Annotated in this window: 15 protein-coding genes; 12 read left to right on the top strand and 3 right to left on the bottom strand. The window is 41.1% G+C overall.

All coding sequences use genetic code 11. The features are described 5' to 3' along the window. Positions 1-720: S-layer homology domain-containing protein (locus A6K76_RS15130; RefSeq protein WP_169818037.1), on the bottom strand; the 720-nt coding region annotated here is incomplete at its 3' end. A gap of 288 nt (positions 721-1,008) precedes the next feature. Here A6K76_RS15130 and A6K76_RS15125 point away from each other — a divergent pair. The 4 genes from A6K76_RS15125 (at position 1,009) to A6K76_RS15115 (ending at position 5,209) form a co-directional block, all read left to right on the top strand. Then, positions 1,009-2,865, top strand: a complete 1,857-nt coding sequence (locus A6K76_RS15125; protein WP_139108716.1) for an S-layer homology domain-containing protein — start codon at positions 1,009-1,011, stop codon at positions 2,863-2,865. Positions 2,866-3,051: 186 nt separating this feature from the next. Then, a complete protein-coding gene (locus tag A6K76_RS15120) occupies positions 3,052-3,192 on the top strand; it encodes a transcriptional regulator (protein WP_066466440.1) in 141 nt (46 codons plus the stop codon). Positions 3,193-3,197: 5 nt separating this feature from the next. Then, a complete protein-coding gene (locus A6K76_RS16670) occupies positions 3,198-3,356 on the top strand; it encodes a transcriptional regulator (protein ID WP_139108715.1) in 159 nt (52 codons plus the stop codon). Between the two features lie 176 nt (positions 3,357-3,532). Further along, positions 3,533-5,209 (top strand): putative bifunctional diguanylate cyclase/phosphodiesterase, encoded by a 1,677-nt coding sequence (locus A6K76_RS15115; RefSeq protein ID WP_066466439.1) that lies wholly within the window; start codon positions 3,533-3,535, stop codon positions 5,207-5,209. A gap of 29 nt (positions 5,210-5,238) precedes the next feature. Here A6K76_RS15115 and A6K76_RS15110 read toward each other — a convergent pair whose 3' ends face one another. Then, positions 5,239-6,693 carry a hypothetical protein gene (locus A6K76_RS15110; protein WP_066466438.1) on the bottom strand — a complete coding sequence of 485 codons (1,455 nt, stop codon included), beginning with the start codon at positions 6,691-6,693 and terminating at the stop codon, positions 5,239-5,241. A 141-nt stretch (positions 6,694-6,834) separates the two neighbouring features. Between A6K76_RS15110 and A6K76_RS15105 the strand changes: the two genes are divergently transcribed. Next, the gene (locus A6K76_RS15105) at positions 6,835-9,006 is read left to right on the top strand and encodes a HelD family protein (RefSeq protein ID WP_066466437.1); all 2,172 of its coding nucleotides are present in this window, start codon (positions 6,835-6,837) and stop codon (positions 9,004-9,006) included. A 4-nt stretch (positions 9,007-9,010) separates the two neighbouring features. Beyond that, the gene (locus A6K76_RS15100) at positions 9,011-9,385 is read left to right on the top strand and encodes a hypothetical protein (RefSeq protein ID WP_066466436.1); all 375 of its coding nucleotides are present in this window, start codon (positions 9,011-9,013) and stop codon (positions 9,383-9,385) included. A 43-nt stretch (positions 9,386-9,428) separates the two neighbouring features. On the opposite strand, the gene A6K76_RS15095 is transcribed toward A6K76_RS15100, so the two are convergent. Continuing rightward, on the bottom strand, positions 9,429-9,824 hold the full coding sequence (locus tag A6K76_RS15095; RefSeq protein ID WP_066466435.1) for a hypothetical protein: 396 nt from the start codon (positions 9,822-9,824) through the stop codon (positions 9,429-9,431). A 314-nt stretch (positions 9,825-10,138) separates the two neighbouring features. Here A6K76_RS15095 and A6K76_RS15090 point away from each other — a divergent pair, with 314 nt between their 5' ends. The 6 genes from A6K76_RS15090 (at position 10,139) to A6K76_RS15065 (ending at position 14,840) form a co-directional block, all read left to right on the top strand. After that, on the top strand, positions 10,139-11,263 hold the full coding sequence (locus A6K76_RS15090; protein WP_066466434.1) for an S-layer homology domain-containing protein: 1,125 nt from the start codon (positions 10,139-10,141) through the stop codon (positions 11,261-11,263). 277 nt (positions 11,264-11,540) lie between these two features. Then, a complete protein-coding gene (locus A6K76_RS15085) occupies positions 11,541-12,020 on the top strand; it encodes a DUF7878 domain-containing protein (RefSeq protein ID WP_066466433.1) in 480 nt (159 codons plus the stop codon). 325 nt (positions 12,021-12,345) lie between these two features. Then, positions 12,346-12,702 (top strand): helix-turn-helix domain-containing protein, encoded by a 357-nt coding sequence (locus tag A6K76_RS15080; RefSeq protein WP_066466432.1) that lies wholly within the window; start codon positions 12,346-12,348, stop codon positions 12,700-12,702. Next, positions 12,699-13,478, top strand: a complete 780-nt coding sequence (locus tag A6K76_RS15075; protein WP_066466431.1) for an ImmA/IrrE family metallo-endopeptidase — start codon at positions 12,699-12,701, stop codon at positions 13,476-13,478. Before A6K76_RS15080 ends, A6K76_RS15075 begins: the two co-directional genes overlap by 4 nt. 1 nt (position 13,479) lies before the next feature. Then, positions 13,480-14,325: a hypothetical protein gene (locus A6K76_RS15070; protein ID WP_066466430.1), complete on the top strand. Its 846-nt coding sequence runs from the start codon at positions 13,480-13,482 to the stop codon at positions 14,323-14,325. Positions 14,326-14,390: 65 nt separating this feature from the next. Continuing rightward, positions 14,391-14,840 carry an outer membrane protein assembly factor BamD gene (locus A6K76_RS15065; RefSeq protein ID WP_066466429.1) on the top strand — a complete coding sequence of 150 codons (450 nt, stop codon included), beginning with the start codon at positions 14,391-14,393 and terminating at the stop codon, positions 14,838-14,840. Positions 14,841-14,861: the final 21 nt, after the last annotated feature.

Genomic DNA, 14,861 nt, shown 5'->3' with positions numbered 1-14,861 from the left:
GTCACGGTCATCGTCACGATCATCATCGCGGTCATCGTCATCGTCGCGGTCGTCATCATCACCACGTTTGTAAATGACATCTAGCTCATCCCAATCATTCCAGTCATCCCATAAATCGCGTTCTTTGTCAGAGCGCTTGTAGTCGATAACACGCTCAATGAACGCTGCTAAATGTCCGCGCGTTACGGCGTTGTTCGGTAAATATTGTCCTGTATTCGTCGTAATGTTTAATGCGCCAATTGTGCCAGCGTAGCGAACTGTTTCAGCCGCTTTTACATCTTGAAACGGCTTAAGTTGAGGAGCTTGTAGCTTAAATGATTCGACTAAAATTTTCGCCATTTGTGCACGCGTTAACGTTTTAGATGGATTGAAGCGATCTGTATTTTTGAACACACCCATTTCGGTTAACTTTGCGATTGCAGCGTAATGACTATTTTTTTCAGGAACGTCTTTAAATTTTGGCTTGCTGTAGGTTGATAAATCGAGCTGTAATGATTTTGCGATTAATGAAGCGGCTTGAGCACGTGTAATTGGCTCATTTGCGCGATATGTTCCGTCCTCAAAGCCTTTAATGATTCCTTTGTGGGACAATTTGTGAATTTCATTGTAAAATTGATGCTTTCGTTCGATATCCTTGAATGAGACATTTGCCTCAGCTGGTGTCGTTGCCGATGCAAATAATAACGTCGAGAGCGCGGCAATCGCTAATGGTTTTTTCATTATAAATCCTCCTTTTTTTCGGCTCTTCACAATGTATGTCATCCTCGTTCGTTTACGGTGAGGAACCTGTGTATTCGTTATTGTAGAGGAAAAATACTGAAAAACAGTATTGCTGCGTAACTATTTACAAATTCTTTACATCTTATTTACAAATTAACGGAAAATTCTTTCTTTTTAGTACTATAGTACGCCGTGAAAATCCAGTATTTTACTGTACCGTTGAGGAATAAACCTTAATATGGTATGGTTTCTTATAATCACATATAGAAGAAAGGGGCAATTAATGTCGTGAAAAAATGGTACTGGGTGACCGTCTTATTACTTAGCATCACACTTATAAGTTCTCTCACTGCTTCAGCGTCGTCATACAGTACAGCCGGTAGTCATGAGAAGTCGTTGCAGTTTTTAGAGTCAAAAGGAATCGAGAATTTAGGAGGCTTTGGACGATCTGTAACACGAGGAGAATTTGCGATGTACATTGTGCGTGTGTTAGAACTGCCGAGCATGGTATCTGTACGGTCATACGCTGACGTACAAGCAGATCATCCGTATTATAATGAAATTCAAACGGCCACAGCAGCCGGCATCATTCAAGGAGACACCGCAACAGGGAAATTCCACCCATCCCAGCCAATCTCACGTATTCATATGGTACGGATGTTAACGAATGCGCTTGATTTACTCAATATTTCTCCAAAGAAAACGACAAAACCAAACTTTAAAGATACACGAGGCGTCAGTGCCGATTATACAAATCGCATTACGATGACATATAGCTTAGGCATTATTACTGGCAATCCGTCGAAAAACGAATTTATGCCATTCAAGCCAGCGACCGTTGCACAATCCGCGACATTTATTATGCGTTTTTATAACGTTGTCGAACAGGAGAAAAAATGGTATAGCGTCGCAAATATCGTCAGCGGTAGCTACCAAATCGACGACTATTATTCGAGCTTTACGGCAGCGAAAAAAAATACAGAGGCGGGACAAGTCATTTTATATAAAGATGATGTGTACTACATGACAAGCGGCGTAGCGTATTTAAAGCAAGCTGCGGACATGAAGCTACCGAACGCTGATGTTATGACGCTAAGTAAAGGAACCGAATTGCATTACGTCACAAGCTCAAACGATACGGTTACTGTACGTATTGGCGATGTGACGCATCACTATAAGCAAAAGGAAGTTGTGCTAATTCCAGATGGCTTGAACGTACCGCGCTCGTATTACACGATGGACGGTGACAAATTTGTACATTTCATTTACCAGCATATTCAAAAGCAATTTGACGCACCGTACACTATCGGGAAAGCCCCGGCGTTTGCGAAGCGTGGTGAGCGTTATTATAGCGTCGATAGCGTGCATTTCACTACATTAAAAGGGGCAGAAGCGGGCACGTACTATAATTATTATCAATGGCTGCCGATGCGTACGGCAACCGCGTATACAGCTGAACAGTTAGACGCGATGATTCATAGCGCTTTAGTCGAAGCGGAAAAGCGCGGTGGCATTTACCAACACGCACTCGAAAAAAGTAAGCTACTCGGCTTAGGTGATGTGCTAAAGGAAGCGGAGTCAACATATAAAATGAACGCGGCTGTGCTGCTTGCGATTGCGTTATACGAAAGCGATTACGGCATGAGTGCAGTATCACAGCGGAAAAATCATTTAATCGTGTCGCATATGTCCGAATTACAGCAAGCACAGTACGACACACCAGCAGAAGGGCTACTCGAAATGACCGCATATTTATCATCTCAATATGTCACACCGTCTACAGCGAACATGGCATACGGCGGGGTCATTGGCTCAAAGATAGCAGGGTTAAACAAAAAATATACACCCGATCCATTTTGGGGGGCGAAAGTGGCAAGCATTTATGCGAAGCTCGATGAACAATTTGGTTTAGTCGATGCGAAGCAAAACATCCGCATTGCCTTTGTGAAACAGTCGAAAAAACCAGTATCTTTATTTGAAACGACGAATGGACAGGATATCGCCTTCACATACAACCGTTTCGGATTCCCTGTAGCGATTACTACGATTAGTGGCGCGTATACAAAAATCGTGTCAGATGATATACGCCTCGATCACGTGTTCGTTCCAACGACGATGCTGCAGCACGTTACAACATCCTATTAACGAGAAATAGCGCCGGAAATTTTCTGGCGTTTTTTTCTGTATGAAACGCTAAAATATCGCGGTTACACATATATTTAGAAAAGTCAGAAAAGAATATAAAAAAACGATTGACGTGTACTAGTATCTGTATTAATATAGCAACAAGAACACAAACTGTTATAAAACAGATTGGAAGGAGTTTTTCAGATGACGGCGTATACAGCAGGCTATGAGCTTTATAAAAAAATGTGCGAGGCGCACGGCTTAACACCAATCAATTTCCGACTATACATTAACCAGCTTTCAACAGAGCAGCTACTAGCATTTAACACAGAAGCGAAAGGATGATTTTCATGAACGACTATCAATATGCATACGAGCGTTACACAGCAGCTTGCGAGCGCTACGACATCGAGCCAATCAATTTCCACTACTTTTTATTACAAATTTCAGTAGATCAAATGCATGCGTTTTTAGCGCAAGAGGGATGTGAGGAAATCGCTTACACATAAACGAGATGAAACTGTCGCCGTCACATAAAAGCACTCATTCAATTCAATGAATGGTGCTTTTTTATTGCGCTATTGTACCTTCCATTTTGCTTAAAAATCCGTTATGCTAGCAGTAATTAACAATGTGAACGAATACATCCATTTTGTGATGATGTTTGATGGACAGGGGGAAATTTATGACGGAGCAGCATATTTTTGAGCGCGAAACGCATCAAAAGCTGAAAAATTTACAGCATGCACTCGACCAAACGGTAATTTTATTAATTACGAATGAAGAAGGTATTATTACATATGCGAACAAGCAATTTTGTGATGTGTCGCAATATACATTAGATGAATTAAAGGGGCAGCATTTTCGAAAAGTGTGCATCGATTTTCATCATAAAGCTTTCTTCCAGCACATTTTAAGGCAGCTAATTGAAGGGAAGCGCTGGGAAGGTGAGCTATGTAATCGCGCAAAAGATGGCTCCGTTTATTGGGTGAAAACAGTCATCCTACCATTTTTAAACGAGTACGGACAAGTGGACGAATACATTTCAGTTTTTGCAGATATTACATTACAAAAGAAAAGTAATGAATTACCGCCACATGTTGCGAGTCATGACGACTTAACAGGCTTACCGAGTCGCCGCAGTTTGCATCAGCGCATTACGAACGAAATTGAACGTGGGGAGCCATTTGCGGTGTTCGATATCGATATTAATCGCTTCAAAAGCATTAATGATGGGCTTGGACATGCGATTGGTGATCAGTTTTTAATCGAAGTGTCAGAGCGTTTAACGTCAATTGAGCTCAGCACGAACTCTTTTTATCGTCAAGGAGCAGATGAATTTGCGCTCGTACTGCTCGAAATTGAGGCGCTTGACCAAATGGCACTTAAAATTATGGATCAGTTCAAAAAGCCATTTATTATTGAAGGACATAAGTTTTACTCAAGCATTAGCATCGGCATTGCACTGTACCCCCAGCACGGCGAAGATTCAGAATTATTGCTTAACAATGCTGATTTAGCGATGCTGCGAGCAAAAGAGCGTCGAGGGAATAATTATTTCGTATATAGCGGGGAGAGCGAGCCGCAAAAGCTAAAAGACATTACACTTGAAACAAAGCTATATGATGCGCTTCGCCTCGAACAGCTACAGCTATACTATCAGCCAAAAATCGATATACAAACAGGGAAAATGGTTGGCATGGAGGCGTTGCTACGATGGATTGATTCGGAACTTGGCTTCATTCCACCAGACCGCTTCATCCCGTTTGCCGAGGAGACCGGCTTAATTATTCCAATTGGAGAATGGGTGCTTGAGCGCGCATGTTTAGATGTGAAAAGCTGGAATGACTTATTCGACCTCGATTTGCGCGTTGCTGTGAACTTATCGCCTATTCAGCTTGCGTTACCAAACATTATCGAAACGATTGAAAATACGCTGCGTAATACAAACGTCAATCCATCGTTTGTCGAGATTGAAATTACCGAAATGAGCATGGTTGATTTTAACGAATCACTCGTTGACAAGCTCGCGCAAATTCGTGCGATGGGTATTGCGATTTCGATTGACGACTTCGGTACAGGCTATTCGTCGCTAAGCTATTTAAAAAACTTACCCGTCGATGCGCTGAAAGTTGATCGCTCATTCGTTATGGAAATCGGGCTATCAGAAACTGGCTCAAATATGGTCGGGGCCATCATTCGCCTTGCCCATGCGATGAATTTAGAAGTTGTTGCAGAAGGCGTGGAGCGCGAGGAAGAACTCGTCTATTTACGTGCATGTGGCTGTGAGCTTGCACAAGGCTACTATTTTAGTAAGCCGCTTCCTGCGAATGAATTTTTCAAATATGTTATGAATCAATAAAAGCACGATGCCGCGGCATCGTGCTTTTTTCAGTGAAGCGGATAAAACATGTAGAGCGGCTCGCTAAAATGCTCATAACCTATATAATACAGTAAAATTTTCATGCGAATGTACGGGCTAAAACGTGATAGCTCCATTAAAATAGCATCGTCATATACAATGTCTGGCAATACGTTTAACAAACGCTCATCTAAGTTAGCAAGAAGGACAGGCGTTGGCTCATTTGTTAGTAACAGCTTGCGCACATGCTTCGTTAAAAACGTCGCATCGATGCGTGCATACATGTTGTAGCGCAGTGCTTCAAAGTCGACGTAGCGCACATGTGCCTGTAAAAATTCCGCATGTAAATAGACATTGTATGCGCAAATAACCGACCAGTCGAGCTCTTTTTTGTATCGGCTTAGCCAGTGAAGCTCTAAGCATGCCGATAACAGTTTCTTTTGCTCGTCCGTCGCCATTTTCATCAATCCATCCATCTCTTTATTCGTCAGCTTTTTGTAGCCGCGTTTCGTGTAGCGCATTGATGCGAGCGACGGAATGGACGTCACTAAATGCTCGGAGCCGGTCCAACGATTGCGCCCACGCTCAAACGTAAAATGCTCATACGCGGGCTGTCCTTTAACTAGCTCACTCATTTGATGCAGTGGTGAATCATTGCTAAACTGTTCATATAATGCAATTTCAAGCACATTGCTATCTTCCTTATGTGATGTGCGCAGTTCCGCTACTTCCTTTGCAGAATCGGCGTGATCGATGTCGAAATAACGTAAAAAGAAGCGGCTCATTGTACGATGTGCGGCGTAGTTCATGAAAGACAAATGCTCGCGGAAGTAATCGAGGTGCTGAATGATGAAAAATTCGCTCAGCTGCTCATTCATTTGTAATACGTAGCGTGCGTCAATGTACGGCAAATACGCCGCAAATTCCTCTGGGTGTTGCTGAACCGTTTTGGCGCGCCACGGAATGTAGTCGCGTAAAAAGTCTTTTGATACATGTGGATTTTTTTGCTGTAAATCCGCTAAATGCAGCTCATCAAAAATGACGCTCACATGCCCAGGCTCGATGCGCGGGTCGAAATGTTCCGGGAAATCGAGCGCTTGAAAGCCTTTTTCAATGTTGTAGCGACGCAAGCCGATTTGTTCGGCGACCCCTTTAGGATGCCCCATTAACGAATACGAGCCGATTGTGCCGCGCTCCTCTAATAGTAAAAACGACAGCTCACGTCTTTCGTCTTCCGTTAAGCGTGTATGCTGTGGAAACTTCACCGATGCATAATACTCTGCAACGCCCTCATCAAAGTAAAATTTAAACTCACCTTGTTTGTTCACGAGCTTTTTTGGATTCGTATTGCGCTTCCAGTAAAGCAATGCGCCGACGATTGGCGGTGCGTTCGTAAACTCGATCGTAGCAATGGAAAAGATTTTATGCGACAGTGAATCATCGTACACTGTTTTAATAAAGTCGATTTTTTTAATGATTAACATTCGATACATCCCTTCCAACTCAAGTGTTTTTATTATACCTGATTTTCTGCGCGATTGTATGGCAAAGTCTACTCGTCGCGCTTGTTTTATCCCAAAAAATAGGCAATAATAGCAACTATGCGAAAGAAGGAGGGCTTTCTGATGGAACAAACGATATGGCAGCGTGAGCAAGCCCATTTAACGACAATGAGTACACAAATTTGCCACTACATTGCAGAGCTGCAGCAAGCGTTACAAAAACAAAAAGGTGAAATCGTCGAGGAGCGCACGTTTGCTTCGAGCGAATTTAACGACGTATCAGGCGAAAGTGCCATTTCATTTTCGCAAGTGCTGCAATCGATGGCATTGCGAGAGCGTACATATATGAATATGAGCGAGGAGCTATCCAAGGCCGAGCTATTGCATAAAACACCGTATTTCGGGCGCATTACGATCGAAAATGAGGACGGGCAGGAGGAGCATTTATATATCGGGCTCTCGACATTCCGCGACCGTAAAACAGACGACGTGGCCATTTTTGACTGGCGCGCGCCGATCTCCAGTTTATTTTACGAAAACATGACAGGCGAGGCGCAGTATAACATTCCAAACGGCGACAAGCTAACGGTGACAATTTTCGGGCGTCGCCAATATAAAGTGCATTACGACGAGTTGCTACAAGTGCTCGATGCCGACATTTACATTGGCGATGAAGTGCTTCAGCAACTGCTCGCAGACACGGCGAAGGAAAAAATGAAATCGATTGTCGCAACGATTCAAAGCGACCAAAACGCCGTCATTCGCTCGTCAAACAAGCAAAATTTACTCGTGCTCGGACCACCTGGCTCGGGGAAGACGTCTGTCGCGATGCAGCGAATTGCGTATTTATTATATGAGTACCGAAAAACATTAACAGCGCGCAACATTTTACTCATTTCGCCGTCTGACTTGTTTAACGATTACATTTCAAACGTATTACCAGAGCTTGGTGAGGAAAACGTGCAGCACTCAACGTTTTATCGCCTGCTACAAGACGTCGGGCTCCCGTACAAAGCGGAAACGCATTACGACAACATCGAACGACTTCAGCACGCAGACGAAGCGGCACAGCACGACTATTACGTCAAAACGTCACACGCGTTTGCGACGACGCTTCAGCACGCTATCGATGTACTGCACGTAAGCGACATGCCGTTTTACAACATTAAAGTAGACGGGCAGCTGTTTGCATCAAGCAAGGAGCTGACGTATTTGTTTTACGATAAATTTGCCGCGCTCGATTTAGATTTCCGCTTAAAAAAAATACGGACGATTTTACAAAAGCGATTAACGACGCGGCGCACCGAGGAACTAAACCGACGCGTAGACGAGCTAAAATCGGTGAACACGTACGTCGGCACAGACGAGGAGCTGCTTGCACAGGCGCATAAAGAGGTAGCGAAAAAGTACGGCAAGCTTGCACAAATGATTGAGACGCTTCGTTTCGTCAACAGCGCCAAAATTTACGTCTCGGCGTTGCAGCAACTCGATGCACATGTTGCTGAGCGCACCGCTTCGTCGTTAAAGCGTCGTCACCTTCATTATGAGGACATCGCACCGCTTTTATACATCGACGCGACCGTTAAAAAGCTCGCCCAGCAAAACGACATTAAACATATCGTCATTGATGAAATTCAAGATTACTCCTATTTACAATGGCTTGCGATGGCGGCACTGTATCCGAAGGCGCATTTTACGTTGCTCGGCGACCGCAATCAGCTCGTCCATCCGCTAAAAAAAGACGCGCTCGATCATGCATTGCTCGGTCAGTTTACGACAGTCGAGCTAACGAAATCGTACCGCTCGACAAACGACATTACGAACTATATGAAGGCGATTTTGCCACACGCTGTTACCGAATCGCTCGGCGTACACGGACAGCAACCGACCGTTCATCATTGGACGCCAAGCAGTTACGTACAAAATATCGTCTCACTCGTGCAGCACGCCTTTACAGAAGGGGATAGCTTCGTCTTCATCTGCAAAGATAAACGCGCATGTGAAGCATTTTACGCACAAGTCCAGCCGCATTTGCCACAGCTTGTCCTCATAACCGCAGAGCAAAAAACGTACATGAAAGGCTTGCTCGTCATGCCGGCGTACATGGCAAAAGGCTTCGAGTTTACGACTGTTGTACTTGCAGATGCAGAAGCGGCTCGCTACAACAACGAAGCGGATACGACGCTGCTCTATACGATTGTGTCACGCGCAACACGTCATTTACACATCGTGACAACGAACGTGCTACCAGCTGCGCTTGCACAAATCGACGCATCATTATTTACGAAAGGGTGATTGTATGTGGATTCAGCATAAAGGACGGCTCATCCAAGCAAAAGACGCATCACGCCACCGTTATAAAACGTATTTAAAAGAAGATGTACTCGCTGAATTAAAAACGCTCGCGGCTACGCACAATACCGAAATCGGCTACTTGCTTGAAAACGGCGTGTATCATTTACTACAGCACGACACATTGACGCTACAAAAGCATCCACGCTGCGCGAAAAAGGAATTTCGCACGACGATGGATGCGGAGCTATTTGCGGCGTTATCAGAGCGTGCAGCGAGCTTACGCGTGCCGAAAAACCGCTTAATTGAAGAAGCGGTGCAGTACATTGATGTCTCCACGTTAAAACATAAAGACTATCGTTACCGCATTGAAACACGATGAAAAAGGTTGTGCCCACATGACGTGGTAGCACAACCTTTTTGCTTTATCGCTGCAACGTGCTTGCAACTTTTTCTGTATACATTTCGACATTTTCTTGTACAACTGGATCATTCTCAGCTTTCGTAATCAATTGACGCGCTTGATTTTTCGCCTGGAGCTGTAGCTGCTGGAACGAATCTTTCACGCTCGCAAACGACTGCCCAACCGATTGTATTTGCGCTTTTTGCTGTGCGACCGTCGTTTGAATGCTTGTCACGTTGCTTTGTAGCGCTGTCACCTCTGCTTGAATCGGCTTGACGTTTTCTACCATCTTCTTACCGCGCCCAACAATGTACATGCCCGGTTCCTTCGCGCCAACCGCAGCAACAATGGCACTGCCAATGACGATCAATAGCGCAAGCCCGACGATGCCAAGACTTAGTGCATACCAAATACTCATCTGAACCCCTCCTTTTTCGTACTATTGTTATTGTATACCCGAAAAGATGGAAAGTGAACGATGGATTTTAGTTTGAAAAATGGAATATACTAATTTCGACCTTCGATATAATAATGCTTTAATACAAATAAAAGTTTTTATATAGAAAATAAATAAGTATTTAGTTATAGTTAAGTGTAAAGGAGATGACAATAAGTTAGAAACATTTACTTATATGTAAAATGAATGAACTTAAATACGAATTGTCAGCTGAGCGTGTAATTCTTATACAATCTTGTGGAAATGAATATTAATAACAAAAAGGGGGAATCACAATGTTTAAAAAAGTAACGACATTTGCCACAGCAGCTGCATTAGCATTATCATTTGCCTCTGCAACGAGTGCGGCAAAGTTTAAAGATGTACCAGTAACACATTCATTAAATATCGAAATTGAATATTTAGCAGAAAAAGGTATTATCGGAGGGTATACAGACAATACATTTAAACCGAACGCACCAATTTCTAAAAAGCATATTGCGAAAATGCTTGTGGAGGCACTCGATCTGCCAACAACGAATTTAAAGCCACTTCCGTATAAAGACGTACCAAAAACACATCCATACTATAAAGAAATTGCAGCTGCATACACAGCTGGCATTTTTGGTGATGCATCAAACTTTAAGCCGGAATCCAGTATTTCACGTGCATTTATGGCGAAGATGATTGCGAATAGTTTTGATTTAAAATCGATTGAGGCTAATGCTGTAACGTATGAAGATGTGCCCAACTCAAATGAATTTTATCAGCCGGTTCAGCTCGTAACGATGAATAATATTGCACGTGGCTACGAAAATACAACAACCAAAACGTACACATTTGAACCGACGAAATTATTAACACGCGCACACTTTTCAGCCTTTTTAGCCCGCGCAATCTCATTGAAAACAGAGAGCTATATACCAGACAAAAAATATACATATATCTTTGAGAGAGCTAACGATAAGAGCCGCTTCATAGCAATTCCAGATGATCATGATAATGGAGGGGGATCAGAATGGACGCTCCAGGAGGTTAAAACGGATGAATACTATAGCAGTTTATGGTATCAAATAAGAGATGGTTTTTGGACGGGCTCTGTACTGGAATACGGTGAAGACTCATACGTCGATCATCCATTCACAATTGGTTTGAAGTTTGATAATACTGAAAAATCTACACATGATAAAATGAGACAAGAGATTTTAGCGACAGATGCGACTTATAAAATAGGTAATGTAGAATATAAAGATGTTGTCGTTATACGTGAACGCTCTGTTGAATTCGTAGAGTCTAATGGTTTTTACAAGCCAGGTGGTTTTGTTACACGAACGCTTTATGTTGCGGACGGATATGGCATTATCGCACATAAAAAAGAAGATAAACTATATGAATCATTAATAGAACGTAAGCTACAATAAAGAAACAGCTGATTACGCTACGTACATGTGTAATCAGCTGTTTCTTTACAATCTCTTCTTCATGCTGTTATTCTCACTTCTCTTGTAGCATCATCATTTCCTCCGTTTCTGTCTTACCTGTACTGTGTATCAAGCTTCATTTCAGTCTTTAAGCGATGCGTATGGCCTTTAGCAGTAAAGATAGCAAGAGATTTCGCTATTACATTAAAATAAAGGATAGTTATTCAATAACGTAGAATTTAATAAAATAGTTCACTACTGAAAGGAAATGGAGCATATGAATAGCAATCCCGATAAAATCACTTTTGAATACGATTTTGTGAGTGACCGCAAAAGCATATCAAATAAAGATAGAAGAAATGTTTCTACTATTTTAGCAGTAGAAGCTACACTCACAATCAAGATTAACGATGAATTGTATTTTGAAACAGAACTTGCGATATTAGAGTTTTACAAATCTTTATGGAGATGGAAAGAGTCCATTACAATCGATCGTATACCCGAATTTCATTATTATACGGTTGAATATGCGGATTACGAAGATGGAGCGATTTTGTCTTTCATACCATTTGCTAATAAGGCAAGGGTGAAATCGATTTGGGCGGAACAAGATATATCTACTATTTTTGATCTACACGACATCGTACAGGAATTTATTTTATTAGAGGCTAACTTAAAACGAGATATAGAGGAGTATTTTGAAATCGACTTAGACTCGTTTATGAAGTACATCCCGTTTCAAAGAAGCTCACATTAATTATACGTATATGCAAAATTTGCAATGGCACCTAAAAATTCGCTTCAACCTAGAAGTTTATATAAGTGACCTGTATCCTATTGGTTACATACGAAATGAATCGGGTGCAGTTTACTATTACGTTTAGAAGCCATTTCTGTGCAGCTAGGACATTCATTGTCTTAGCTGCTTTTTCATTTTACATGAATATAAAATTTATTATTATTCGGTAAAAAATAACAATAAATATAATCTGTTATTTAAAAAATAACGAAAAAAATTCAATATTTCTCATTAAATAAGAATCGTGTTATGATGAGTAGAACAAACTGAAAGGGTGAATGTTATGCTAACAAACACGATTGTCGCTGAACGGCTGAATCAATATATTGAGCAACAAGGCATTTCAAAAGAATATCTTGCTGATATGTTAGATAAATCAGCAAGCTCCATCTATCGTCTTTTAAATGCTCAAAACCCAACAATTGCGACGTTTTCTATACAAATTGCGGATGTGCTCGGCTTACCAGCCAACTTTTTTTTAAAGGATGAATTTAGTTTGCAGGCGGATGGATCAAACAACGTAACATTTGGTCACATTGCTTTCTCAAAAGATGAATTGTCACCAGAGGGCGTAAAAGATGTAGAACAGCTTATTCAACTGTGCAATATTTTAGCGATTTATAGTGAGGACTTTCAATGACAAAATTAACAGCTAAACTTGCAATCGATTTACTACAAATGAATCGTTCTATTCATGAAGATGTACAAAAAGATATTGATTTTTACTTACAATATAAGCATCCAAGTGGGCACGATCGCATCAATGGTGGCTTTCATTTTATACAAAAAAACACGTTGTTTTTACAAGCTTCGTCCAATGACCTGTCACTAGGTGGCTTTTTAATTGATTACGGGCATGTCACATGTTGCTATATTAACTCTGCCCAACCGCGAATCAACCAAAACTTCATCCTATTTCATGAAATCTATCATTTATTAAAAGGAATTCCGGCGGGGCAAGCACACCTTGTTGCAATCGAACAAGCAGGTCTTTCATTAGAGGAACGAAAGGCAGATTATTTTGCATCTCTATTGCTGATGCCCGAATATGAAATGCGTAACTTTTTTGCAGCAATTCAAAGTGACGCACTACAAATCCAAATTTATAAAGCGATGAATCAATTTAAAGCACCATACAAATCAATTTTAATCCGTATGCTCGAACTAGGTATCGCTCTAACAGTAGACACCTTTACCGAACTATTTGATGAAAATAATAACCTTTCAGAGCGTTTTTCAAAGGCTGGACTTGATAAAGGCATTGTTGAACCATCTTATGTATTGAATATTCCTCAGTTGGAAACAATTATCGCCAATAATAATCTTAACGAATTTATGCCGACGAGTACGAATGAAAAAAATAAACAGCTATTTGCAAAAATCGTTCGTTATTTTCAGGTAAAGGGTGAACATTAGTATGCCGGAATCGCTATTTATCACCGACCTAAACGAAATCAAATCAATTTTAAAAACAAACGAATCGATTTATTTATATGATACGGTACTCATTGCTCAGCACGAAAAAATTTTTCATCAAACAGGTGCACGCTTGCTTTGTGATTTTGTAAAGGAGGCACCGGTTATTATAACAGAAACGGTTTACAACGAATTAGCACGTGCAAACGAGTCGACAAAAAGGTTATCTGAACGTTATATTGCCTATTTATCGCAATTTCAACAACTTCTTTACTTATCTGAATCGCATTTATTTGAGCTCATTCGCTACAAATATCCAAAAGGTGTCTTACCTAATATGATGAAAATTGTAAAGGCGGCCTTTAAAACAAGAGTCTCCTTTACGCGATGTTTAGACACTGCTGTTGTGCCTTCTGAAGAGATGTTGCTCGATTTACTGCATGAAGATTTTGCAGATGGAAAAGATTACGGGGAGTATTCGCTCATTTGGACAGCGTTTGTCATTCAAGAGATTTATCAAAAAATGAATTGTCATTTTATCGGCGCGGATAATGATTTGTTTCGTTTATATATGAGTAGTTACCAGCATGATGCTTGGGCGAATCAAAAGCAACCGATGAAAAAAGCTTGGATTTCTAGTACCGAAACAATTTTAGCTGCCATGTTACTCGATTATGGAGATGAACAGATGATCCATTTGTATCGACATGCACATGTAGCCAGTAGAAAGCTAATTTATCATGAATATTTACATGGCATTTTGTCACTACAATATGCATCGAAACCGTTTTCAAATATGGAATTTATTCACGCTGTAAAGCAGAAGCACGTACACATTGTTTATTAAAAATAATTTCTATAGGATAAATCATTTAATTATGTTAAAATAAGGTAATGAAAAGGAGGGAAACAATGAAACATTTTATCATTGCCATTGTATTAGGCGCGACACTTGTTTTAACAGCTTGCAGCTCTAAAGAAGATAGTATTTTGAACATTGACTTATCAGATAGTGAAACGGAGAACATCGAAAAAGCGAAAGCGGAGTTAAGTGCAGCTGAATTTGATACGGCAATCGAGCAATCTGATCAATTTTCAGATGGCGCTACGTATGAGGCGTATTTATTAGCAAGAGCAAACCTTTCTCAAGAACATTACAAACAAGCACAGGAAGAAGAAATTTTCTCTACGGACATTACATATGAGACATATAAAGGCATCGCAGAAAGCTTTGTCAATATCGAAGAATTTGAAAAAGAAATGTTCGATACGGAAGTAAATGAAGAGGACGTTGTATTAGCATACGGTGCATATGCAGCTAAAGTGGTGCAATATACAACGCCACTGTTACAAGAAAATTAGTAAAATTAAATGGAGCTGTCC

Source organism: Caryophanon latum (assembly GCF_001700325.1).
In the GTDB taxonomy this organism is placed as follows: domain Bacteria; phylum Bacillota; class Bacilli; order Bacillales_A; family Planococcaceae; genus Caryophanon; species Caryophanon latum.
The sequence above is the reverse complement of the archived record's forward strand: the minus strand, read 5'-3'. Positions and strand labels throughout refer to the sequence as shown.

Bases quoted from the DNA above. Each gene is read 5' to 3' on its own strand.
- A6K76_RS15120 (WP_066466440.1), top strand. From the start codon at position 3,052: ATGACGGCGTATACAGCAGGCTATGAGCTTTATAAAAAAATGTGCGAG.
- A6K76_RS16670 (WP_139108715.1), top strand. From the start codon at position 3,198: ATGAACGACTATCAATATGCATACGAGCGTTACACAGCAGCTTGCGAG.
- A6K76_RS15115 (WP_066466439.1), top strand. From the start codon at position 3,533: ATGACGGAGCAGCATATTTTTGAGCGCGAAACGCATCAAAAGCTGAAA.
- A6K76_RS15110 (WP_066466438.1), bottom strand. From the start codon at position 6,693: ATGTTAATCATTAAAAAAATCGACTTTATTAAAACAGTGTACGATGAT.
- A6K76_RS15105 (WP_066466437.1), top strand. From the start codon at position 6,835: ATGGAACAAACGATATGGCAGCGTGAGCAAGCCCATTTAACGACAATG.
- A6K76_RS15100 (WP_066466436.1), top strand. From the start codon at position 9,011: ATGTGGATTCAGCATAAAGGACGGCTCATCCAAGCAAAAGACGCATCA.
- A6K76_RS15095 (WP_066466435.1), bottom strand. From the start codon at position 9,824: ATGAGTATTTGGTATGCACTAAGTCTTGGCATCGTCGGGCTTGCGCTA.
- A6K76_RS15090 (WP_066466434.1), top strand. From the start codon at position 10,139: ATGTTTAAAAAAGTAACGACATTTGCCACAGCAGCTGCATTAGCATTA.
- A6K76_RS15085 (WP_066466433.1), top strand. From the start codon at position 11,541: ATGAATAGCAATCCCGATAAAATCACTTTTGAATACGATTTTGTGAGT.
- A6K76_RS15080 (WP_066466432.1), top strand. From the start codon at position 12,346: ATGCTAACAAACACGATTGTCGCTGAACGGCTGAATCAATATATTGAG.
- A6K76_RS15075 (WP_066466431.1), top strand. From the start codon at position 12,699: ATGACAAAATTAACAGCTAAACTTGCAATCGATTTACTACAAATGAAT.
- A6K76_RS15070 (WP_066466430.1), top strand. From the start codon at position 13,480: ATGCCGGAATCGCTATTTATCACCGACCTAAACGAAATCAAATCAATT.
- A6K76_RS15065 (WP_066466429.1), top strand. From the start codon at position 14,391: ATGAAACATTTTATCATTGCCATTGTATTAGGCGCGACACTTGTTTTA.